The organism is uncultured Pseudophaeobacter sp. (assembly GCA_905479575.1).
GTDB lineage: Bacteria > Pseudomonadota > Alphaproteobacteria > Rhodobacterales > Rhodobacteraceae > Pseudophaeobacter.
This window is the reverse complement of sequence record CAJQNB010000035.1, coordinates 37,049-57,809: the sequence shown is the minus strand read 5'-3', so window position 1 is coordinate 57,809 and position 20,761 is coordinate 37,049. Positions and strand designations below refer to the sequence as shown.

21 protein-coding genes are annotated in these 20,761 nt (G+C 59.3%); 6 read left to right on the top strand and 15 right to left on the bottom strand.

The genetic code is table 11. The annotated features are described in order from the left end of the window. Positions 1-9 precede the first annotated feature (9 nt). The 5 genes from QZ268_RS11350 to QZ268_RS11330 all read right to left on the bottom strand — a co-directional run bounded on the left by QZ268_RS11350 (position 10) and on the right by QZ268_RS11330 (position 3,550). Positions 10-393, bottom strand: a complete 384-nt coding sequence (locus tag QZ268_RS11350) for a GFA family protein (RefSeq protein WP_295452457.1) — start codon at positions 391-393, stop codon at positions 10-12. Then, positions 390-1,019 carry a LysE family translocator gene (locus QZ268_RS11345; RefSeq protein ID WP_295452471.1) on the bottom strand — a complete coding sequence of 210 codons (630 nt, stop codon included), beginning with the start codon at positions 1,017-1,019 and terminating at the stop codon, positions 390-392. Before QZ268_RS11345 ends, QZ268_RS11350 begins: the two co-directional genes overlap by 4 nt. A 3-nt stretch (positions 1,020-1,022) precedes the next feature. Beyond that, on the bottom strand, positions 1,023-1,592 hold the full coding sequence (locus QZ268_RS11340; RefSeq protein WP_295452454.1) for an XRE family transcriptional regulator: 570 nt from the start codon (positions 1,590-1,592) through the stop codon (positions 1,023-1,025). Positions 1,593-1,825: 233 nt separating this feature from the next. Continuing rightward, positions 1,826-2,281: a GAF domain-containing protein gene (locus tag QZ268_RS11335; RefSeq protein WP_295452452.1), complete on the bottom strand. Its 456-nt coding sequence runs from the start codon at positions 2,279-2,281 to the stop codon at positions 1,826-1,828. A gap of 96 nt (positions 2,282-2,377) precedes the next feature. Beyond that, entirely contained in the window at positions 2,378-3,550 is a 1,173-nt protein-coding gene (locus QZ268_RS11330) for an acetyl-CoA C-acyltransferase (RefSeq protein ID WP_295452449.1), read from the bottom strand. A 100-nt stretch (positions 3,551-3,650) separates the two neighbouring features. On the opposite strand from QZ268_RS11330, the gene QZ268_RS11325 reads away from it, so the two are divergent. The 3 genes from QZ268_RS11325 to QZ268_RS11315 all read left to right on the top strand — a co-directional run bounded on the left by QZ268_RS11325 (position 3,651) and on the right by QZ268_RS11315 (position 6,396). Continuing rightward, a complete protein-coding gene (locus QZ268_RS11325; protein WP_295452447.1) occupies positions 3,651-3,989 on the top strand; it encodes an STAS domain-containing protein in 339 nt (112 codons plus the stop codon). 43 nt (positions 3,990-4,032) lie between these two features. Continuing rightward, positions 4,033-4,470 carry an ATP-binding protein gene (locus QZ268_RS11320; RefSeq protein ID WP_295452444.1) on the top strand — a complete coding sequence of 146 codons (438 nt, stop codon included), beginning with the start codon at positions 4,033-4,035 and terminating at the stop codon, positions 4,468-4,470. Between the two features lie 348 nt (positions 4,471-4,818). After that, positions 4,819-6,396 (top strand): gamma-glutamyltransferase family protein, encoded by a 1,578-nt coding sequence (locus QZ268_RS11315; RefSeq protein ID WP_295452442.1) that lies wholly within the window; start codon positions 4,819-4,821, stop codon positions 6,394-6,396. A gap of 244 nt (positions 6,397-6,640) precedes the next feature. On the opposite strand, the gene hspQ is transcribed toward QZ268_RS11315, so the two are convergent. Next, complete coding sequence (gene hspQ, locus QZ268_RS11310) at positions 6,641-6,967, bottom strand: heat shock protein HspQ (protein ID WP_295452439.1); 327 nt, start codon at positions 6,965-6,967, stop codon at positions 6,641-6,643. 85 nt (positions 6,968-7,052) lie between these two features. On the opposite strand from hspQ, the gene QZ268_RS11305 reads away from it, so the two are divergent. Both QZ268_RS11305 and QZ268_RS11300 read left to right on the top strand, forming a co-directional pair. Beyond that, complete coding sequence (locus QZ268_RS11305; RefSeq protein WP_295452436.1) at positions 7,053-7,940, top strand: AEC family transporter; 888 nt, start codon at positions 7,053-7,055, stop codon at positions 7,938-7,940. A gap of 60 nt (positions 7,941-8,000) precedes the next feature. Further along, positions 8,001-8,588, top strand: a complete 588-nt coding sequence (locus QZ268_RS11300) for a lytic transglycosylase (RefSeq protein WP_295452434.1) — start codon at positions 8,001-8,003, stop codon at positions 8,586-8,588. A gap of 66 nt (positions 8,589-8,654) precedes the next feature. On the opposite strand, the gene QZ268_RS11295 is transcribed toward QZ268_RS11300, so the two are convergent. The 5 genes from QZ268_RS11295 to QZ268_RS11275 all read right to left on the bottom strand — a co-directional run bounded on the left by QZ268_RS11295 (position 8,655) and on the right by QZ268_RS11275 (position 15,999). Then, a complete protein-coding gene (locus QZ268_RS11295) occupies positions 8,655-9,281 on the bottom strand; it encodes a LysE family translocator (RefSeq protein WP_295452430.1) in 627 nt (208 codons plus the stop codon). 127 nt (positions 9,282-9,408) lie between these two features. Next, positions 9,409-10,011: an outer membrane lipoprotein carrier protein LolA gene (locus tag QZ268_RS11290; protein ID WP_295452427.1), complete on the bottom strand. Its 603-nt coding sequence runs from the start codon at positions 10,009-10,011 to the stop codon at positions 9,409-9,411. Between the two features lie 100 nt (positions 10,012-10,111). Continuing rightward, a complete protein-coding gene (locus QZ268_RS11285) occupies positions 10,112-13,225 on the bottom strand; it encodes a DNA translocase FtsK (RefSeq protein ID WP_295452424.1) in 3,114 nt (1,037 codons plus the stop codon). A gap of 112 nt (positions 13,226-13,337) precedes the next feature. Then, positions 13,338-14,522: an aminotransferase class I/II-fold pyridoxal phosphate-dependent enzyme gene (locus tag QZ268_RS11280; protein ID WP_295452422.1), complete on the bottom strand. Its 1,185-nt coding sequence runs from the start codon at positions 14,520-14,522 to the stop codon at positions 13,338-13,340. A gap of 142 nt (positions 14,523-14,664) precedes the next feature. Further along, entirely contained in the window at positions 14,665-15,999 is a 1,335-nt protein-coding gene (locus QZ268_RS11275; RefSeq protein WP_295452420.1) for an amidase family protein, read from the bottom strand. 154 nt (positions 16,000-16,153) lie between these two features. Between QZ268_RS11275 and QZ268_RS11270 the strand changes: the two genes are divergently transcribed. Next, positions 16,154-17,380, top strand: coding sequence for an FAD-dependent oxidoreductase (locus tag QZ268_RS11270; RefSeq protein WP_295452417.1), 1,227 nt, complete (start codon positions 16,154-16,156; stop codon positions 17,378-17,380). A 406-nt stretch (positions 17,381-17,786) separates the two neighbouring features. Here the strand turns inward: QZ268_RS11270 and QZ268_RS11265 are convergent, their stop codons facing one another. From QZ268_RS11265 to QZ268_RS11250, 4 genes are all read right to left on the bottom strand, one after another. Beyond that, positions 17,787-17,975 carry a Trm112 family protein gene (locus QZ268_RS11265; RefSeq protein WP_027242269.1) on the bottom strand — a complete coding sequence of 63 codons (189 nt, stop codon included), beginning with the start codon at positions 17,973-17,975 and terminating at the stop codon, positions 17,787-17,789. Further along, positions 17,972-18,616 carry an LON peptidase substrate-binding domain-containing protein gene (locus tag QZ268_RS11260; protein WP_295452413.1) on the bottom strand — a complete coding sequence of 215 codons (645 nt, stop codon included), beginning with the start codon at positions 18,614-18,616 and terminating at the stop codon, positions 17,972-17,974. The genes QZ268_RS11265 and QZ268_RS11260 overlap by 4 nt, the downstream gene beginning before the upstream one ends. A gap of 27 nt (positions 18,617-18,643) precedes the next feature. Beyond that, positions 18,644-19,576, bottom strand: coding sequence for a tetratricopeptide repeat protein (locus tag QZ268_RS11255; RefSeq protein ID WP_295452409.1), 933 nt, complete (start codon positions 19,574-19,576; stop codon positions 18,644-18,646). Positions 19,577-19,814: 238 nt separating this feature from the next. Further along, positions 19,815-20,603 (bottom strand): exodeoxyribonuclease III, encoded by a 789-nt coding sequence (locus QZ268_RS11250; RefSeq protein ID WP_295452406.1) that lies wholly within the window; start codon positions 20,601-20,603, stop codon positions 19,815-19,817. Between the last annotated feature and the right edge of the window lie 158 nt (positions 20,604-20,761).

Below are 20,761 nucleotides of genomic sequence, written 5' to 3'. Positions count from 1 at the left end.
TCCCCGGCCTTAGTCTTTTTGCAAAACACCATCGGCGATCTCATAGAAATCGCCCTTGTCACGCACAAAGATATGTTTCTCGATCCTCAGCCCCGTGGGCGCCGCAACAGCGCCAAGGGCAAAACTTGTGGTGTCCTCGTCATGGGCCTTCCAGAACAGGGAGGACCCACAGCGCCCACAAAAGCCCCGTTTGGCCTGTGGGCTGGCCTCAAACCAGCGCACAGGGCCAGAAATGGTCAGCGCGCTGTCCTTCACATAGGCCGAAGACCAGATGCCGCCGGATTGCTTGCGACACTGGCCGCAATGGCACATCGAGGCCCCCTGTGGCTCCGCCGCAGTCTCAAACCGGATATCGCCGCACAGGCAGGATCCCCTGATCACATGATCCGTCATCGCATCACCTCCGCTTGCGGCATACTGCTGGCGCCCAGAAGCACACCGTAGATAATAAAACACAGGGCCAGCCCCCGGCGGATCCAGATGTTAAACACCGCCTTCAGCGCCGCCTTGCCCATCATCATCCCCAACAGGGTAAAGCCAGTATAGCTGAGCGTGGTCAGCACCAGCGCTGTGGGCATGATCACCCCCATCTGCTGCCAGATCGGCACATCCGGCTGCACAAATTGGGAAAAGGCCGCAAGATAGCCAGCGACGCTTTTGGGGTTGATCACCGCCACCGCCAGGGCATGCAGATAGACATGGCGCGCAGGCCGCTCCACCGCTGGGGTGGGCGTGCTGGCATTGCGCCAGTTGCGCAGCCCCAAAAAGATCAAAAATGCCGCCCCTACGAGTTTGGCGACAAAAAATCCGGTTGGTGATGCGGCAATCAGGGCCGTCACTCCCAGTGCCGAGAGCACCAGAAACAAAACCGCCTGTGTCAGGATCGCCAGGACCCCAAGCATCGCCTTGGAAAAGTGCAAACTCATACCATTGCTGATACAATTTACCGCATTTGGCCCCGGAGTGGTCACAAAGACCACCCAGAACACTACAAATATGGTCCAGGCCTCAAAACTCATCACTCAATAGACCGGCGGCGCGATAACCCAGACCGCAATGGCTGGCTCATCGTAGGGGTTGGCCCATTGGTAGGGCTGATGTTTGATGCGAAAGCTATCACCAGGGCCAACCGTAAAGGGCTTTTGGTCAATCAAAAGGTCCAGTCGCCCCGAGATCATATAGCCCACCTCCTGGGTTGGACGGTCTGCCGGTTTCTGCATCTTGGAATGGGGCAGAAACGTAGAATGCACCATTTCAAAATCATCGGTCAGATCAGGCGAAAGCAGCTCTTCGATCAGCCCCTCCTCGCCCGAGCCCATGGGCCGCCGTGATCCCGCCCGAACAATATAGCCATGTTCATTTGCCGGGGCGTCCGTATGGGCAAAAAGCATCGACATTGGCACGCATAGACAACTGGCAAGTTGCCGCAGATCTGAAATCGAAGGCTCTGACAGATCCCGCTCCACCTGGCTCAGCCAACCAACAGATTTATCCAGTTTTCCCGCGATATCAGTCAACGTCAGCCCGCGTGCCTTGCGCAGGGCCCGAATATCTGCACCCAAAGTTGCCGGTTGCGGGGCTTGACTGGTCACGGCTGAGATCTCCCTCCGCAAAATGCTGGTGAAATTTTTACCTGTTTTTTCACTATGTGCCGATCCGGTGAAATTTTCAAACCTTTTTTCACATCCCTCGCAGCCCCGTCGTAGCAATGGGCTCCAAAAGACGGCGCGAACAGGCGCGCGCCCTTTCGGCTTTCATCTTTCCAAAAATACCTTGGGGTGAGGCCGCAGGCCGAGGGGCAAAGCCCCTCTTGCGGGTGCCTCCCTCAAGCCCTGGCAAATACCTGCTGTAAAATCGCAGCTAATTGCTGCTGGTCGTCCAGGGTAAAGGCATTTGCCTGGTCGCTATCGATATCCAAAACCGCAATCAACTGCCCTGCCGCATTCCACACCGGCAGCACCAACTCAGACCGGGTAGAAGAGGCGCAGGCGATATGCCCGGGGAAAGCGTCGACATCCGCCACCAGCTGTGCCTCCCCACTGCGCGCTGCTGCACCGCAAACACCGCGCGAAAACGGGATTTGCAAACAGCCATGGCCGCCCTGATAGGGGCCGATCTTCAATAGATCAGGCGCGACAACGCGGTAAAACCCGGTCCAGTCAAATCGATCATCGCTGTGATGCAATTCGCAGGCAACAGTGGCCATCAGCGCCACGGTGTCATCCTCACCCTCGGTCAGAGAGGCAAGTGTCTTGGACAAGGTATTGTAATCCACAGCCATGTCACTGTCCTTTAAAAGCAAAAGAGGGGGCTCTTCTGCCCCCTCTTGCCCCTCCGGGTCAATTCATCCCCGAGGATATTTTTGTCCAAATGGAAATCAGACCACTTCGATGGCAATGGCCGTACCTTCGCCACCGCCAATGCAAATCGCCGCAACGCCGCGTTTCAACCCACGCTTTTCCAAAGCATTCAGAAGCGTCACAATGATGCGCGCGCCCGATGCGCCAATGGGATGGCCCAACGCACAGGCGCCGCCGTTCACATTCACCTTGTCACGGCTGATGCCCATTTCATGCATAAAGGCCATGGGAACCACGGCGAAGGCTTCGTTCACTTCCCAGAGATCGACATCCTCTACGGCCCAGCCAATTGAATCGAGCAGTTTTTTGGCGGCAGGAACCGGCGCAGTGGTGAACCAGCCCGGCGCCTGAGCATGGCTGGCGTGGCCCAGAACGCGGGCCCGCACAGTGAGGCCCTGGGTGGTTGCCGCCTCTTCCGAGGCCAAAACCAGAGCCGCCGCCCCATCGGAAATCGACGAGGCATTCGCCGCAGTCACGGTGCCGTCCTTGCGGAAGGCCGGTTTCAGTGTTGGGATCTTTTCGGGACGGGCATTGCCGGGCTGCTCATCAGCTGCGCTGGTGGTTTCGCCTTTCCGCGTTTTCATCGTAACACTGGCAATTTCACCCTCAAAAGCTCCGCTTTCTTGCGCAGCCAAAGCATTGGAGAGCGACTTTAGCGCATAGTCATCCTGTGCTTCGCGGGTGAACTGGTAGTGTTCGGCGCAGTCCTCGGCAAAGGTGCCCATCAGGCGGCCTTTGTCGTAGGCGTCCTCCAGCCCATCCAGGAACATGTGGTCAATGACCTGGCCATGCCCGATTCGCGCGCCACTACGCTGATTTGGCAGCAAATAGGGCGCATTTGTCATGCTCTCCATACCGCCAGCAACAACCGTGTCAGTTTGTCCCAGGGCGATCTGGTCATAGGCGATCATTGCCGCTTTCATGCCCGAGCCACACATCTTGTTGAGCGTGGTTGCCGGAACCTCTTCACCAAGCCCGGCGGCAAAACCTGCCTGCCGTGCGGGCGCCTGGCCCTGTCCTGCTGGCAAAACGCAGCCCATCAGCACCTCATCAACGGTCTTGGCGCCGGCCCCTTCCAGCGCCGCCTTGATGGCGACCCCGCCCAGCTCAGATGCGGGCAGGGCTTCAAAGACCCCCTGAAATCCACCCATAGGGGTGCGCGCCGCGCCGGCAATCACAACATTTTTCATCAGATATTCCTCCAATCGTCGCCAATAAACATACTGAATGCTAAGGATTGAGGTCTAGACTGGTATAAATACGTTGAGACAACTTTCCTGGGGGATCACTATGAGCCTGACAAGTACAGAGGCCAATGGTGCACAAATTGTGACTGTAAATGCGGATCGCATCGATGCAGCCATGGCAATTCAATTCAAAGAAGACATGCGGTCAGAGACCGAAAGCGGACCTGACCGCGTCATTTTGGACCTGTCACTGGTACAGTTCATCGACTCCAGCGGATTGGGCGCCATTGTCGCCGCCATGAAGCAATTGGGGCGCGACCGCCGTCTGGACCTGGCTGGGCCCACACCAATGGTAGAAAAAGTATTTCGCCTGACCCGCATGGATACAATTTTCAATCTCTACGCCTCTTTGAATGACGCTGTCAGTGCAAATAACACCTGAGTTCTGTCCAACCGACCGCATAGGGGCGGGAAGCGAGAAATGAATGGCTGAGACTTTTGCATGTTCGTTCAAAGCAACCGAACAAGGCGCCAGATCCTGTATCTCGGCGGTAATGCAACAACTGCGCGATATTGATCTGCCGGTGAACCGGGCCGGAGATGTGCAAATAGCCCTGGCAGAAGCTGTCAACAACATCGTAGAGCACGCCTATTCTGACCTCTCAGACGGCGAAATCTATATCCAATGCGATCTGTCGCCGGACGAACTGCAAATTTGCATCAGCGACACCGGCCCTCCGCTGCCCAACGGCGAGCTGCCAGTCGGCCTGCCCGCTGATATCAGCGGCCCCATGGAGACGCTGCCGGAGGGGGGATTTGGCTGGCATCTTATTCGTGCGCTAACCTGTCGCCTGCACTACGAAAGACAGGCCGACAGCAACCAGTTGTCGCTGTTTTTTGATATGCAGGCCAAACAAAATTAGCTGATGAGCCATACAAGCAAGCCTCAGCTCAGATCATTGGATCACGCAAGAGCGGGGCACGGGGTGAACCCGCGCCGCAAAAGCACCACATTTCCGGCCCACTCTCGCCCCAGGTCTCAGGCATTGATTAACCCGTAGCTGACATAGCTTCTCCTGGCGTCGGACATCCAAGCCCCCACCGATCGTACGACGCCAGGGACAATCCTCCTCCTCAGTCCAGACCTCCCACCAGACCTCCCAGATTGCGCCCCGCAGGGCTGCGTATCACCCCGCGGAATCACAAAATCTCATTGTCATTTCAATCAGGGTCACTACTTTGCCGGGCAGCCTAACAGGAGTGGTCGGTCAATGCGCAACTTTCAATCTCCCGGACGTTCTGCCGTCTTTGCCCAGAACGGTCTCTGTGCAACATCGCACCCGCTGGCAGCTGGCGCTGCTATTGATGTGTTGAAACGCGGCGGAAACGCCATGGATGCCGCCATTGCCGGGGCTGTTCTTCTCGGCATATGCGAGCCACAAATGACCGGGATTGGCGGCGATTGCTTTGTGCTCTTTTCACGCAGCGACAGCGATGAAATTCAGGCGGTGAATGGTTCGGGGCGGGCACCGGCAGGTGCCACGGCCCAGGCTCTGCGGGATCAGGGCCTGACCAGCGTCCCGTTGCAAAGCGCCGATGCCGTCACCATTCCCACCGCGATCGAGACCTTCTGCCATCTCGCGGAAACCGAAGGCAAGCTTGGCCTGGATGCCCTGCTTGCCCCCGCCATTCAGTATGCAGAAACCGGCGTCCCGGTGGCGCCACGTGTTGCCTTTGACTGGGCGAATGATGCCGCCACCCTGCAGGGCGCGGCCCGCGAGGCTTACCTCTTTGATGGCAAGGCTCCGAAGGTTGGCCAGATCTTTCGTGCCCCCGGCCAGGCCGAAGTCCTGCGCCGCATCGCGCGCGATGGCCGCGATGCCTTTTACACCGGTGAAATCGCCGAAGACATGGTTGCGACACTTCAGGCCGCGGGAGGTACCCACCAGGTGGCAGATTTTTCCGCCGCCGCCTGCGACCGGGTCACCCCGGTTTCGGCCAACTACAAAGGCGTTGATCTGGTTGAGCATCCCCCCAACGGTCAGGGGGCGACCGCCTTGCTGATGCTCAATATCCTCTCACATTTTGACATCGCAGCCCTGGACCCTCTGGGCGCCCAACGCGCCCATATCGAGGCCGAAGCCGCCAAGCTGGCCTATGATGCACGCAACCGGTTTCTGGCTGACCCGGCGCATATGCAGCGGCTCGACCATATGCTGTCGCCCGAAACAGCCAGCCGACTTGCAGCGCTTATTGACCCAAAGCGCGCCATGGCTGCTGCCGCTCCGCTTACCGAAGCCATCCACAAAGACACCATCTATATCACCGTGGTGGACAAAGATCGCATGTCAGTCTCGCTGATCTACTCGATCTTTCATGGCTTTGGCTCGGGCCTTGCCTCTGAGAAATTCGGCATCCTGCTGCAAAACCGGGGCGCCGGCTTTACCCTTCAGCAGGGGCACCCAAACGAATTGGCAGGTGGCAAGCGCCCAATGCACACAATCATCCCAGGCATGCTCCGGCATCAGGGACGGGTGATGATGCCCTTTGGGGTGATGGGTGGGGCCTATCAGCCCAATGGCCATGCCCGGTTTGTATCCAACCTGCAGGACTTTGGCATGGATGCGCAGACCGCAATTGATGCCCCCCGCAGCTTCTCCGATAACGGCGTTCTCAAAGTTGAACAGGGCTACAGCGATCAAACGCGGCAAGACCTGAGCGATCTGGGTCATAAGGTTGAAATCCCGGACACCGCCATTGGCGGCGCTCAGGCGATCAAGATCCACCCTGATGGGCTGTTGGAAGGTGGCAGCGACCCGCGCAAGGATGGCTGCGCCCTCGGCTATTGAGGCTAGCCGACCGTTGACCAAGACGTATTGAAAAACGCGCACCCGCGCCGGACCTGGGGGTCGGTGCGGGTAAAACACCCGTGCAATTGCCAGTCGTGAAATTGCCAGCCAGAAGTCCAGCAAAACACCTGACAGGTCGGCCAAGCGCGACCTGTATCAGAACCCGCCCGAGAAGAGGGGGACCACGGCCGGAGCCAGGTTTCAAAACGAGTGATAGAAAAGCGGATCGTCGATCCGGGGACGTTCAGTTGAGCTGATACTGCAAGGCGTAGGCCGCCCCATCAAACTGATCAAACATCTCTGGCAAGTCCGGGTGGCTGATTGGCTCACCGGAATAATCCGCAACCAGATTCTGCTCAGAGACATAGGCCACATAGTAGGTCTGATCATTCTCTGCCAGCAGATGGTAGAACGGCTGATCCCGCACCGGACGGCTGTCTTCGGGAATGGCTTCATACCACTCTTCCGTGTTCTCGAACTCTGGATCGACGTCAAAGACCACACCGCGAAACGGGTGTTTTCGATGACGGACAACCTGTCCCAGATTATATTTTGCACGTGTTCTTAGCATTGGCAGACTGTCTCCGTGACTTGTTACTAACGTGAAACACTGGCAGATGTCCAACTCTTGAGACAAATTTTCGAGGAAACAGTCTGTGAACCTGGCCTTAACAGTGCTTGAAATTACCGCCCCCGTTTTCCTGCTCGCGGGTGTCGGTTTTGCCTGGGTGAAACTGGGATTTGAATACCGCATTCAGTTTGTCACCCGCCTAGCAATGACCCTTGCGGTCCCGGCACTCATCTTCACTGCCTTGATGAAAACCGAGCTCGACAAGTCTGCGCTTGGGGTCTTTGTTATCGCTGCCATTTTGGGCCATGTATTGCTCGCCCTGGTGGGTTCGGTGCTGATCAAAACGGGACGCCTGAACCGGCAAACCTATCTGGCGCCTTTCATTTTTGGCAATACCGGCAATCTTGGCATCCCCTTGGCCCTGTTTGCATTTGGCGAGGCGGGCCTTGGCTATGCGGTGGTCATGTTGGCCGTATCGGCGGTGTTGTCCTTTACCCTCGGCCTGTCCTTGGTGGCGGGTAAGGGCGGCGGCGCCAAGGCCCTGCGCGAACCAATGGTTTGGGCCACTTTGCTGGGCGCGCTGTTTTTGTGGCAAGACTGGCAGACCCCCAAATTCTTGACCAATGCGCTGGATCTCATTGGCCAAATGGCCATCCCCATGATGCTGATCACATTGGGCGTGGCCATCGCCCGGTTGACGCCGGGCAAAACTGGGCTGGCGGTTTTGCTGTCTCTTGCCAAGCTCATCGCCAGTGTCGCCATTGGCTGGGGGTTGGGCTGGGCCTTTGGCCTCGACCAGATCGCCTTTGGCGTGTTGGTTCTGCAACTGGCCACCCCCGTCGCCGTCACCTCCTATCTGCTGGCCGAAAAATTCGGTGCTGATGCAGAAGCGGTTGCCGGGCTTGTGGTGGTCTCGACCCTGATGGCGATTGCGGCCCTGCCGCTGGTGCTGTCACTTTTGATTGATTTGTGATTTTCACGGATGGCCAAACAAGCTAGAATGACAAAAAAATATAACGAATAGGCAGAGGCAATGAGCAGAATCATCGTCGTACTCGCCCTTCTTCTGGTTGTCGCATCCTGCGGAGGTGGTCCCAATACCCCACCCCGCAATCTGGAAAACGCGTGCGCCATCATCAAGGAGCGGCCCAAATACCTGCACGCCTTTCGCGCCACCGAGCGCCGCTGGGGCGTGCCCATCCATGTGCAAATGGCCACCATCCATCAGGAAAGCGCATTCCGCGGTAATGCCCGCACCCCGCACAAATACCTGCTGGGGGTGATCCCCATGGGGCGGCAATCCAGCGCCTATGGCTATGGCCAGGCTTTGGACGGCACCTGGGAGGATTACAAACGCGACACCGGACGGCGCCGCGCCAAACGCGACCGGATCGAGGACGCCACCGATTTTATGGGCTGGTATATGAACAAAAGCCTCGAGAAGAACAGCATCCCGCTTTACGACGCGCGCAACCAGTACCTAGCCTATCACGACGGTCACACCGGCTATGCACGCGGAACCTACAAAGCAAAAACCTGGCTGCTGCGGGTCGCCAGCAAGGTCGAAGCCCGCTCGCAGATGTACCAGGCCCAGCTTGCCACCTGCCGTCGCGCCCGCTGATCTAGGTCACACACACCAGGCTGTCGTTCTCCGCACTGCTTAGAACGGCAGCTCGGCGCCTGAGATCTAGCGAACTTCTTTTGCCAGCTTTCCGGCAAACCCCAAAAGCAGCATCCCAGACAGAATCCGAAACCCTCGGTATCTGGACTGTGTCAGAAAGCGTGCCCGCAACACCCCCGCTAGTGCCGCATAGGTCGTCAGCGAGGCGAGGGATATCGCACAATAGGTGGACACCAGCACCAGCGCCTGCGGCCCGGCTGGCGCGTCCGGCTGAATGACTTGCGGAAAGATCGCCACATAAAAAAGAACCGCCTTGGGATTGGACACGGCCAGAGTGAACGCCTCCAGAAACAATGTCCGGGTCGATACGGATGGTGGCGCGGATGCTGACTGGCCAAGGTCAAGCGTTTCGCGGACAAAAATCAGGCGCAGCCCCAAATAGGCAAGATAGAGCACCCCCGCCCAGCGAAACAGGAACCACAGCCACTCAGAGGCAAGAACAAATGCGGCGACGCCGAACGCACATGCAAAACCCGCGACAGCGAGACCGGCCGCGTTTGCAGCAATCGTCGGCAGGCATTGTTTGAAGCCAAGTTGCGCGGCCCGTCGGATCGTATTCAAGATCGCAGGACCTGGTGTTATGATGTTTGCAGCAGATATCAACGTAAATGCCAGCCAAGCTTCAAATGACATTTTTTCCTCCGTCAGATAGACAAATCAAATACTTAAGACGATCTAAAGAGAGCTCGGCAGACCCCATGTAGAATTTCCGCCGCAAGGCAATATCCACTCTGCCTCACCTGGCCATTCTTTGGTGTTTCTAGGGTGAATTGCCACCGCCACCGGCGCTGAACAGGGTTGAGGGCAGGCGCATCCCGGTTTCCAGCGCACCAAGGATCACGGTGGTCTTGCCCCCGGCCCCGTCATGTACCACCCATTTGCGCAACTCCACCGGCGCATCCGTGAACATCAGCTCCAGACTGCCGTAGTCCGGGTTTTCCGGGTCCTGAGCCTGCACCACCGTCGAGGTGCCGTCAAAGCCGTGGCCGACAACCATATTGGCCTGATCCAGATTGACCCGCTTGGCCAGGATGATCGACAGCGGAGTGCGGCGTAGTGGGAAGGTCTCGGGCGGTTGATTGGATTTGGGGTCGTGAATGCGCACCGCGCCTGCGCCGGCCACAACTGTGCCACCATCGGTCCCATCATATTCAAACCGCATCCGGCCCGGACGGTGCAGATAGAGCTTGCCGGTGGTCAGCGACCCATCATCATTGATCTGGGTAAAGCTCGCCGTGGCGGTCTTCATCTCGTTCAGATAGCCGGAAATCTCATCCAGGCTCAGCTTTTCGTCAGCCCAGGCCAGAGTGCCGGACAGCGACGCTGTGACGCCCAGCGCCAAGATACAAAGAAGTTTTTTCATATGCGTTAGATAATCCTTGGAGCGGAAAAGAAAAGAGGCCGCCCCGCTTGCGGGCCGACCTCGCGGTTTCTTGATTGGGAAAGCCGATTTTCACCCAGCCTTACTGCTCCGGCACCAGGATTTCCCGTTTGCCCACGTGGTTGGCCGGAGAGACCAGACCCTCGTCCTCCATCTGCTCCACCAGGCGCGCGGCTTTGTTATAGCCGATGGCCAGCTTGCGCTGAATATAGGAGGTCGAACATTTGCGGTCCTTGATCACGATCTGCACTGCGGAATCATAAAGCGCATCCTCGCCGGTGGTGTTGCCACCGGTATTCAGCCCCAGAACCGCGTCAATGTTTTCGGCCTTGTCGTCATCCGGCCCCTCGACCACACCGCCCATATACTCCGGCGGGCCAAACTGTTTCAGGTGGTTCACCACCTCTTCGACCTCTTCATCCGACACAAAGGGCCCATGGCAGCGGGTGATTTTGGCGCCGCCCGCCATATAAAGCATGTCGCCCATGCCCAACAGCTGCTCGGCGCCCATCTCGCCCAGGATCGTACGGCTGTCGATTTTCGAGGTCACCTGGAAAGAAATCCGGGTGGGGAAGTTGGCCTTGATGGTGCCGGTGATCACATCCACCGACGGGCGCTGGGTGGCCATGATCAGGTGGATCCCAGAGGCCCGCGCCATCTGCGCCAGACGCTGAATACAGGCCTCGATCTCTTTGCCGGCAACCATCATCAGATCCGCCATCTCATCGACGATCACCACGATATAGGGCAGCGCTTCGGGGGCGAATTCATCGGTCTCGAACACGGGTTCGCCGGTGTCATCGTCAAACCCGGTCTGCACGGTGCGGCTGAACATTTCGCCCTTTTCCAGGGCTTCTTTTACGCGGCCATTGTAGCCGGCGATGTTGCGCACGCCCATCTTGGACATCTTGCGGTAGCGATCTTCCATCTCGCCCACCACCCATTTCAGGGCAACAACCGCCTTTTTGGGATCGGTCACAACCGGTGACAAAAGATGGGGAATGCCATCATAGACAGACAGTTCCAGCATCTTGGGGTCGATCATGATCAGGCGGCATTCATCCGGTGACAGCTTATACAGCAGCGACAGGATCATGGTGTTGATGGCCACCGATTTACCAGAGCCCGTGGTTCCCGCGATCAGCAAGTGGGGCATCTTGGCCAGATCGGCCACCATCGAGGAGCCGCCAATATCCTTGCCCAGCGCCAGCGGCAGGTTCTGCGTGCCATCGCCATAATCGCGGCTCGACAGGATTTCGCGGAAGTTCACCATCTCGCGCTTTTCATTGGGCAGCTCGATGCCGATGACAGTGCGCCCAGGCACGGTAGACACCCGCGCCGATAGCGCCGACATGGATCGCGCGATATCATCAGACAGACCAATCACACGCGACGCCTTGAGACCCGGCGCCGGTTCCAGCTCATACATGGTGACAACAGGACCGGGGCGCACCGAGACGATCTCACCTTTGACGCCGTAGTCATCCAGAACCACTTCCAGCATCCGGGCGTTTTCTTCCAGGGCTTCATCGCTCAGATGGTGACGTTCGACCCCACTGGGATGGCTGAGCAACGACAGCGGCGGCAGTTCAAAATCCGATGCACTTTCTTCAAAGGCCAGACCTGGCTGCGCCTCAGCCTTAGCCCGTGTCGAGGGCTGGACCGGCTTGCGCTGCGGCTGCTCGACCACCGCCTTGCGCGGGGTGGCAACGGGAATGTCATATTCCACCGGCTCTGGTGCCTGCTGTGCCGCAGCGGGGCTTGCGGGCGCGCCAAATTCCCGGTTGATGACCCGGCCTGCGGGCAGTTCTTCTGAAACAACCCGGTCCGGCGCCAATTCAGAGGGCATCCCCATCGCCGCGCTTGGCTCCATTGTCGCTGTCTCAGCTTCGGCATGGTCTGCTGTGGGCTCTGCATACTCAGGTCCGGTATCTGCAGGTCCGGTTGCAACAGGTGTCGCGTCATAGCCCTGTCCCGCCTGCAGCTCTGGGGCAGAGGGCACAAATGCCGCCATCGATGCTGTAGCGCCCGGTGCTGCGGGAATGGCGGGGGTGGCGGTCAACGGCGGCTCGGGGGGCAGGCCATTCGTGGCAGCATTGGGATTGAACAGCAAAGGCTCCGCCCGCTTGCCGCGCCCCTTGGTCAGGGGCAGATCTGCGTCATTGCTCGCAGCTGCCTGGGTGGCCGCGCGGCGAATGCGCACCGCGCTGGCGATCTTTTCCGAAATACGCGCGTCGCCCGACAGCAGGGCTTCCCCAGTTTGCGCATTCTCAACCAGCTCAGGTTCCGGCATCTGATCTGGGATATCGTCGGGGTCAGACCGGCGCATCAGCCCTGGCACACGGGAAAACAGGCTGGTTTTTTCGGGTTTTTCCACCACAAAATCATCGTCACCGAGCCTCGCCTCAGCATCACCGCCCTGGGGATAGCTCTCAAACATCTGCGCCTCAGTGTCCTCGGCAATCCAGGCCTCTTCTTCGGCCTGCAATTTGGCGGCACGACGCTGTTCGCGCAGGGTCATCGCAGCCCGAAAACCGCTGGTAGCGCCGCGCCCCAGCAGGCTGGCGATGCCACCGTAGATCAGCACAAAGCCCAAGGTCAGATAGCGACCGGCGCGGTTGATCTCCTCGCGGCTGAACCCAGCCACAAAGGCGCCAAGGGACAACATGCCAATGGCCATCAGCAGCGACATCAATTTCACCGCAAAATGTGAACTCACCGGCAAAAGCGTCAGCAAGGCCCCCATCACGGTATCGCCAAACAGCCCACCCAGCCCAAAGCTATGGGTGGTTTTCCAATCGGCGTCGGGCACCAGCGTCGCCGCATAGATCGAGGCCACCGCCAACAAAACCGGCGCAAAGATCATCCGGCCAAGCACGCGTTCTTCGCCACTGTGGAACAAAAAACGCAGCCCCCAGGCCAGTGGCGTCAGCGCCAGGCTCCAGGCAGCCCAACCCACAATCAGGAACAACGGTGCCGCAATCGAGGCCCCAGGGCGCCCCATCCAATTCTGCACCGGCGCATCGGTAGAGACCATCCAGTTGGGATCATCCGGGGTGTAGGAACCAACCATTGCAGCCACAAGCAAGCCAAGCGCGATCAGAAAGATTCCAATCAGCTCCTTGCCACGCTTTTCGATCGCCGCCTGCATCGAACTGTCAAGCAGGGGGTCCCTGCTGCGGGTTTGAAATGCCATGCCTACCTCGGTTCATTGTTGCCGATGTGCCCTGAATTGTACCACAGGATCGGATCATCGGTTTGTCTTTTGTATTGGCGATGCCCCCGCTCTGGCAGGCAATCGCAGTCATTCAGTCGTCGTAGAGACAGCGCCGCAGCTTACTCAGCGCCTCCCGTGTCACCTCAGGCGCGGCCACCAGCGCCACCCGGATATAGCCTTTACCGGGGTTTTCGTCACCACTGCCCTGAGCCAGATAGGCCCCCGGCAAGACCCGCACGCCAGTCTGCTGCCACAGCTTCAGCGCGGCGTCTTCTCCATCCGCAACCGGCAGCCACAGGAAGAACCCGGCATGGGGAGAGACGTACCCGTCCAACCCGGCAAACACCTCATCTGCAATGGTGTATTTCTCAACATAGAGCGCCCGGTTTTCCACCACATGGGCCTCATCCGCCCAGACCTTTGCCGCGGCAGCCTGCAACGGCCCCGGCAGCGGTGCCCCGGAATAGGCCCGCAGCTGCTTGATCCGTTTGATATTCTCCGGCCCGCTGGCAATCAACCCCGACCGCAGCCCCGGCAGGTTTGAACGTTTGGAAAGCGAATTGAACAGCACCACCCGCTCGGGATCCGCGCCCATTTCCTGCGCCACGGTCAGCGCCCCAAGCGGCGGCGCATCGCGGTAAATCTCGCTGTAGCATTCATCGGCGAAAATACAGAAATCATGCTTTTCGGCCAGGGCGATCAGCCGCTGCCAATAGGCACGATCCGCCACCGCGCCCTGGGGGTTGGCGGGAGAGCAAATATAGGCAATCGCTGTGCGCTGCAGCAGCTCAACCGGCAGGCTCTCATAATCTGGCAGATGGCCTGTCGCAGCTGTGGCCGACAGGAACACAGGTTCAGCCGCGACTGACAGGCTGGCCACCATGTAGACCTGATAAAACGGGTTCGGGATCAAAATCGCCGGTGTTTCGCCATTCTTTGTCTCAGGACACAGCGCCATGGCAGCATTATACAGCCCCTCGCGGGTGCCATTCAGCGCCATAATCTGTGTCGCCGGGTCCATGGTCACGCCGTAGCGGTTGGAAATCCAGCCCGCCATCGCGCCACGCAGGTCATCCGAACCATCGTTGGGCGGATAGCTGTTAAAGCCAGCGGCGTTTTCAACGATGACATCCGTCACCCATTGCGGGAATTGGTGTTTCGGCTCGCCAATGGTCATATGCACCACATCGCCGCCAGGCGCGTGATGGTCCAAAAGCGCCCGCAGACGCGGAAACGCATAGGCTGGCAGGTTCGCAAACCGGTCAGGGAAATTCATAGCTGTGCCTCGAATTCGGGATCATTCGCGCCCCGTTTGCAGTCAAATTACAGAGCAAGAGCCAATGCGTCCAGCCGCAGGATGCGGCCTTGGGCAAATTTGTGGCATTCCGGCCAGACTTTGGCGATTGGCTGCCCCGGGGTTAAACTGCCAGGGCAGCTTCGATCCCCATGCCAACCCGCAGCAAAGCCTCCTCACAGTTGGGTTGGCCAAGGACCTGCAAACCACAACTGGGGGTGCCCGTAGGCAGGCTCAGCCCGCAGGTGCCCATCAGGTTGCCTATGCGGGTATTGCGCAGCGTCAGCAGATTGGCCTGTACATAGTAGTCCTCCTCCTGCTCCAAACGCGCCAGATTGGGCGGCAGAATCGGGCAGCTGGGGGACAGGACGCCATCAAAGCCAGCCGTGGCCTGATCCCAGGCCATGCGGGCCTGTTCCAGCCGCCCCCAGGCGGCAACGTAGTCAGGCCCGGAGAAGCCTGCGCCAGAGCGGAAACGCTCCAGGATCTTGTCAAACATCACCTCGGGGCTGGCCTCGATCACCTCTTTCCACAGCCCATAGGCCTCGGTAGTGAACAAGATAGCGCTGAGCCCCATGGGCTCAACCAGTTCGGGCACTTCCAGCGGCACAATCTCAGCGCCCGCCTGCTGCAGTTTTAGCAGCGCATCCGCGTAGCTTTGGGCGACTACAGGATCTAGATCATCCTGCGCAATCGTTTGCAGATCCGCAAATCGGCGCCCCTCAAGACCCGTCGCGCCACGCAGATCGGGGCCAGCCGTGCCCTCAAGCAACCCCAAAAACAGGCCCGCATCCTCAACCGAGCGCACCAGCGGGCCGATGGTGTCAAACTTCAGACACAACGGCACCACCCCTTCGAGGCTAATCCGCCCGGCGGTGGTTTTCAGCCCCACCAGATCGTTCCAAGCCGAGGGAATACGCACCGACCCTCCGGTATCAGAGCCAATGGCCCCTGCCGCCAGATCAAAAGCAACCGAGGCTGCGGCGCCAGAGGACGAGCCCCCCGGCACTGCCGCCTCATCGTTGACACAGGGCGGCGTTGCTGTCACCGGATTGAGCCCCAGCCCGGAAAAGGCCAGCTCGCTCATATGGGTTTTGCCCAGGCACACAGCCCCCATGGAGGTCGCAACTTCCAGAACCAAGGCATCCTGATCCGGCACCCGGCCTTTGAGCAGCGCCGAGCCCGCCTCGGTCCCGGCCCCCGCCGAATCAAACAGGTCCTTCCAGCTGATCGGCACCCCATCAAGCGGGGAGCGGCGCAGCCCCGCCCGCGCCCGCTCGGCTGCGGCCTCGGCCTCGGCCAGAGCGCGCTCAGGGGTCACCGTGCTATAGATGCGATCGCGATGCGGATGGCTGTCGATGGCCGCCAGATAGCACTGCGCCAAAGCAACAGGATCTATCTCTTGTGCTGCAATTCCCCGCCCCAGATCTGCGGCGCTCATCTTTAGCCAGTCCTGCATTGCCATCCCTCCATTTGATTTTTCAGGACGGTAGCCCTCTGCTCAAACTGGTACAATCCCGAAGAGACGAAACGAGCCCGCAAAGCGGCTGAGAATTGCCTGCTTTTGATCCACTCCCATGGACAATTCCGCCAATCGGCGCATATTGCGAGCTATGAAAAACACATCCGATATTTTGATCGTTGGTGGCGGCTTGAACGGCGCCGCCCTGGCTTTGGCCCTGGCACAAACCGGCCATAGCGTCACCGTTGTCGACGCCCTGCCACGCGGTGGGTTTGAGGATGAAGGCTTTGACGGCCGCGGCTATGCCCTGGCCCTGGCCTCGCAGCGGTTGCTGGCGCAGATTGGCATCTGGCCGCAGGTGGCCGAGCAGGCCCAGCCAATGCTGGAAATCAAGGCCAGCGATGGCCATGCCGGCGAAGGGGCGGCGCCGTTTTTTGTGCATTTTGATCACCGCGAGATCGAAGAAGGCCCGATGGGCTATATGTTGGAGGATCGCTATCTGCGACGCGCCTTGCTCAAGGCGCTGGAGGAGGAGCACCGCATTTCCCTGATCAACGATGCCCGCGTGGTGGCCCAAGACACGGACCAGACCGGCGTTACCCTGACTTTGGCAAGTGGTGACACCCTGCGCGGCGGCATTCTGGTGGGGGCGGATGGGCGCAAAAGCGGCACCGCCGCGCGCGCCGGGATCAAGCGTACAGGCTGGGACTACGGCCAAACCGCGCTGGTCTGCGCCATTGATCACGAAAAGCCGCACCACGGCATTGCCCATCAGTTCTTTATGGAACCCGGCCCACTGGCGGTCTTACCGCTGCCGGGCAATCGCTCTTCGATAGTCTGGAGCGAAAAGACCGAGATGGCCGAGGCGATCCAGGGGCTGGATGACAGGGATTACATCACGGCGCTAAAGCCGCGATTTGGCAATTTTCTCGGCGAGATTTCCCTGGCGGGCAAACGCTTTACCTATCCGCTGAACCTGACCATCGCCAATAGTTTCATAGGCGCCCGGATGGCGCTGATTGGCGATGCGGCCCATGGCATGCACCCCATTGCCGGGCAAGGGCTGAACGCAGGGCTACGCGATGTTGGTGCCTTGGCGGAGGTGCTGACCGAGGCCCGGCGGCGTGGCGAAGATGCGGGCTCCTCGCTGGTGCTGGACCGCTACCAGCAGTGGCGCCGCTTTGATACAGCCACGCTTGTCGCCGGCACGGATATGGTCAACAAACTGTTTTCCAACGACAACCCACTGCTGCGCCTTGGCCGGGATCTGGGGATGGGGCTGGTTAACAGCCTGCCCGGTCTGAGACGTGGTTTCATGCGCGAAGCTGCCGGGCTGACCGGCGAATTGCCGCGTCTGCTCAAAGGTGAAGCCATTTGACGTCCCGCCCCGGCAAGGTGGGGCTCCCGCCCATTGCGTCAACATCTGCGGTGTTGCGATCTGGTTGGGCCCAGCGCCTTGCCTAGCGGCAAGGCGCGGCACCGCGGGTTTCACAGCTGTAGCTAAAAGCCACCCTGACCGCCGGCACCACTGCCGATAGATCGTCAAAGCCACAACGATCCAAATTGCGCGCCCGCTGTGCGTAAGCACAGCGCCGGGCCCAAGGCCGCCAAGGCGCCCCAAAGGGGCACCTGCGGGCGCGGGAGCCCCCCTTTTTTACCAAACCATGCAACGGCTGCTTTTGCCGCAGCATGAACCAGGGCAGTTTTCAAACGACGGCACTCATCCCAGAACAAAACGACCAGAGCGATCTAGCCGAGAACAAAAGGAAAGTGCTGCTGTAGGCCTACTCAATGGCGCGGGCTTCATCCACCAACATAACGGGAATGCCATTGCGGATTGGAAAGGCCAGATTAGCCGCTCTGGACAGCAATTCCTGCGCCTCAGCATCATACTCCAGAGTGCCTTGGGTTTGTGGACACACCAGAGCCTCCAACATGCGGCGATCAAAGGTCACCGGTTTTGTATCACTCATTGCAAGATATCCTCATCTGCGCCGCCCCTTAGGGAAAACTCGATCAATGTCACCAAGGTTTTTCGCCTTGTGGCAAGGCAGGGCGCCTCTAGCAAGGCCTGTTTGTCTTCTGGCTCGAATTCCAGCAACATCGACAGGGAGTTGATCAGCAGCTCATCTTCGGCCTCTTTCAGAGAATCCCAATCCGTTGACAGCCCCTGGGCCACAAAGAGGCGCTCCAGCAAAGCCAGAAAACCGGCACGGTCAAACTCGGTATCCGTCTCGGCAGCAGTGCCAAGATCGCGGTCAAACCCTGTCCAGCTGACGTCACAGCGCCGGTAGGGACTAAAGCCGCTGACTTCACCCAGAATACGAAACCTGGACAGGCCCGACAGGGTAACCATATAGCGGCCATCTTCGGTCTCGGAGAACTGCGTCACCCGTCCGGCGCAGCCAATGGCCTGCAGCGCCTCAGCATTCCCATTACCTGCGCAGGGCTGGATCATGCCAATCAGGCGCTCCGGGGTCTTCAACGCATCTTCGAACATCTGCAAATAGCGCGGTTCAAAGATATGCAACGGCAGGCGGGCCCGGGGCAATAAAATCGCCCGGGGCAGTGGAAAGACAGCAATAGTGTCCGGCAGATCTGCGATATGCATCATGGCTATTACTGTAGGGCAGAGACCCAATTAGGCAAATATCAATGAGCTCAGCTTGCGGCGACCGTTCAAAACCACCGGATCATTGGGCTGCAGCGCGTCAAAGATCGTGAAAAGCTGCGCCTTGGCAGCGCCGTCGTTCCACTCGCGATCACGGCGGAACAGCTCCAGCAGCTCAGTCACCGCCGCTTCTGCATCGCCCGCGGCATGCAGCGCCTGCGCCAATTCAAAGCGCGCGTCCAGATCCTCTGGGCTGGCCTCAACTTTGGCTGCCAGTTCGGCAACGGGGCCGGCGTTTTCCGCCTGTCGCGCCAGTTCGATCTGCGCCCGCGCCGCCTCGATCTCGGCGGCATCGGCAATCTCTGCCGGGGCGCCATTCAGAACCGCTTCGGCCTGGTCCAGATCTTCCAGCGCGATATGCGCCCGCGCCAGACCACCATAGGCCGCCGCGCTTTTGTCATCTTCGCCAATAATTGCTGCAAAGGTCTGCGCCGCATCCGCGACGTCACCATCTGCCAGCATTTGCTCGGCAACGTCCAGGGCTTCGCTCAGGCCACCGTCAGCACTGCCACCACCCGCCTCGATTGCCTTGTTCACAAAGGCTTCGATTTCGCTCGGCGGCACATTGCCTTGAAACATATCAATGGGGCGCCCTTCCACAAAGGCAACCACAGTTGGGATCGATTGCAACGGCAACCCCTGCTGCGACAAAGCCTGGGCCAGGCGCTGGTTTTCATCGACATTGACCTTGGCCATGGTGACCGCGCCCTTGGCCTTGGTCACAACCGCCTCCAAGGCGGGTCCAAGCGTCTTGCAAGGACCACACCAGGGCGCCCAGAAATCAACGATGACCGGCGCCTGCATCGAGGCCTCGATCACATCCTGCATAAAGGTCGCCTCACCGACGTCCTTGATCACATCACCTGCGGGGGCTGCGGTGCCCGCTCCGCCAATAATATCCATTGTCTCAATCTTCTCCGTTTGAAGCTTGGCCCCTATATGGAGCGCCGGAACACAGAAACCAAGAGTGGAGTTCTCTCCGCCCTGGTCCCACTGTCATTTCTCGCCAGCCTAAGACGCTTGGTGTCCGACCTCAACACAGCGCACCCGCGCCGCGCCCTGGCGCGGCGCCGGGCCCAACGGGAGGCGGGCATCTGTGATGCCCAAACGACGGGCGGGAGCCCCCCGTTCCTCAAGAACGTTACAGATCAAAGGTGGCAAAAACCGGCGCGTGGTCACTGGGTTTTTCCCAGCCCCGGGCGGCGCGCAGAACCCGGCTGGAATGCGCTGCCTGACGAATGTCCCCGGTGGCCCAGACGTGATCCAAACGGCGCCCTTTGTCAGCCGCGTCCCAATCCTTGGCCCGGTAGCTCCACCAGCTATACAGCAGCCCCTCAGGAATATCAGCGCGGGTCACATCGGCCCAACTTCCGGCCTCCTGCACCTCTGCCAGCAGATCCACCTCCACCGGCGTGTGGCTGACGATCTTCAGCATTTTCTTGTGGTCCCAGACATCATCTTCGCGCGGCGCGATATTGAGATCGCCAACCAGAATGGATTTTTCAGGCTTCTCCGCCTTAAACCAGTCCCGCATCTCGCTCAGGTAATCCAGCTTCTGACCAAATTTCTCATTCACTTCCCGGTCGGGCTTGTCCCCGCCTGCAGGCACGTAGAAATTATGCACAGTCACGCCATTTTCCAGCCGCCCCGCGATATGGCGCGCATGGCCGAGATTGGCAAAATCCTCAGCCCCGGCTTCCACGATGGGCAAGCGCGATAGAATGGCGACGCCATTATATCCCTTCTGCCCACGTGCAACCATATAGGGGTAGCCCAAATCGGCAAAACCCTGTGTCGGGATCTTGTCCACCGGGCTTTTACACTCCTGCAGACACAGCACATCCGGGCCTTCCTCGCGCAAAAGTTTTTGCACCAGCTCTTCGCGCAGGCGGACAGAGTTAATGTTCCAGGTCGCAAGGGAAAAAGCCATGTAGATGCTCCGATTGGCAGGGGTATGCCACTCGCTATCACAGTGCTGCTGACCGGAGAAGAGAGCAGAGACGGGATTTTTGTGAAATCCAGTTTGCACCCCCCCTGGGGGCGCACAGAGCCAAAAGCCGCAAAAAAAGGCCGGGCATAAAGCCCGGC

Excerpts from the sequence above, each read along its gene's own strand:
- QZ268_RS11350 (WP_295452457.1), bottom strand. The coding sequence starts at position 393 with ATGACGGATCATGTGATCAGGGGATCCTGCCTGTGCGGCGATATCCGG.
- QZ268_RS11345 (WP_295452471.1), bottom strand. The coding sequence starts at position 1,019 with ATGAGTTTTGAGGCCTGGACCATATTTGTAGTGTTCTGGGTGGTCTTT.
- QZ268_RS11335 (WP_295452452.1), bottom strand. The coding sequence starts at position 2,281 with ATGGCTGTGGATTACAATACCTTGTCCAAGACACTTGCCTCTCTGACC.
- QZ268_RS11330 (WP_295452449.1), bottom strand. The coding sequence starts at position 3,550 with ATGAAAAATGTTGTGATTGCCGGCGCGGCGCGCACCCCTATGGGTGGA.
- QZ268_RS11325 (WP_295452447.1), top strand. The coding sequence starts at position 3,651 with ATGAGCCTGACAAGTACAGAGGCCAATGGTGCACAAATTGTGACTGTA.
- QZ268_RS11320 (WP_295452444.1), top strand. The coding sequence starts at position 4,033 with ATGGCTGAGACTTTTGCATGTTCGTTCAAAGCAACCGAACAAGGCGCC.
- QZ268_RS11315 (WP_295452442.1), top strand. The coding sequence starts at position 4,819 with ATGCGCAACTTTCAATCTCCCGGACGTTCTGCCGTCTTTGCCCAGAAC.
- hspQ (WP_295452439.1), bottom strand. The coding sequence starts at position 6,967 with ATGCTAAGAACACGTGCAAAATATAATCTGGGACAGGTTGTCCGTCAT.
- QZ268_RS11300 (WP_295452434.1), top strand. The coding sequence starts at position 8,001 with ATGAGCAGAATCATCGTCGTACTCGCCCTTCTTCTGGTTGTCGCATCC.
- QZ268_RS11295 (WP_295452430.1), bottom strand. The coding sequence starts at position 9,281 with ATGTCATTTGAAGCTTGGCTGGCATTTACGTTGATATCTGCTGCAAAC.
- QZ268_RS11290 (WP_295452427.1), bottom strand. The coding sequence starts at position 10,011 with ATGAAAAAACTTCTTTGTATCTTGGCGCTGGGCGTCACAGCGTCGCTG.
- QZ268_RS11285 (WP_295452424.1), bottom strand. The coding sequence starts at position 13,225 with ATGGCATTTCAAACCCGCAGCAGGGACCCCCTGCTTGACAGTTCGATG.
- QZ268_RS11280 (WP_295452422.1), bottom strand. The coding sequence starts at position 14,522 with ATGAATTTCCCTGACCGGTTTGCGAACCTGCCAGCCTATGCGTTTCCG.
- QZ268_RS11275 (WP_295452420.1), bottom strand. The coding sequence starts at position 15,999 with ATGCAGGACTGGCTAAAGATGAGCGCCGCAGATCTGGGGCGGGGAATT.
- QZ268_RS11270 (WP_295452417.1), top strand. The coding sequence starts at position 16,154 with ATGAAAAACACATCCGATATTTTGATCGTTGGTGGCGGCTTGAACGGC.
- QZ268_RS11265 (WP_027242269.1), bottom strand. The coding sequence starts at position 17,975 with ATGAGTGATACAAAACCGGTGACCTTTGATCGCCGCATGTTGGAGGCT.
- QZ268_RS11260 (WP_295452413.1), bottom strand. The coding sequence starts at position 18,616 with ATGATGCATATCGCAGATCTGCCGGACACTATTGCTGTCTTTCCACTG.
- QZ268_RS11255 (WP_295452409.1), bottom strand. The coding sequence starts at position 19,576 with ATGGATATTATTGGCGGAGCGGGCACCGCAGCCCCCGCAGGTGATGTG.
- QZ268_RS11250 (WP_295452406.1), bottom strand. The coding sequence starts at position 20,603 with ATGGCTTTTTCCCTTGCGACCTGGAACATTAACTCTGTCCGCCTGCGC.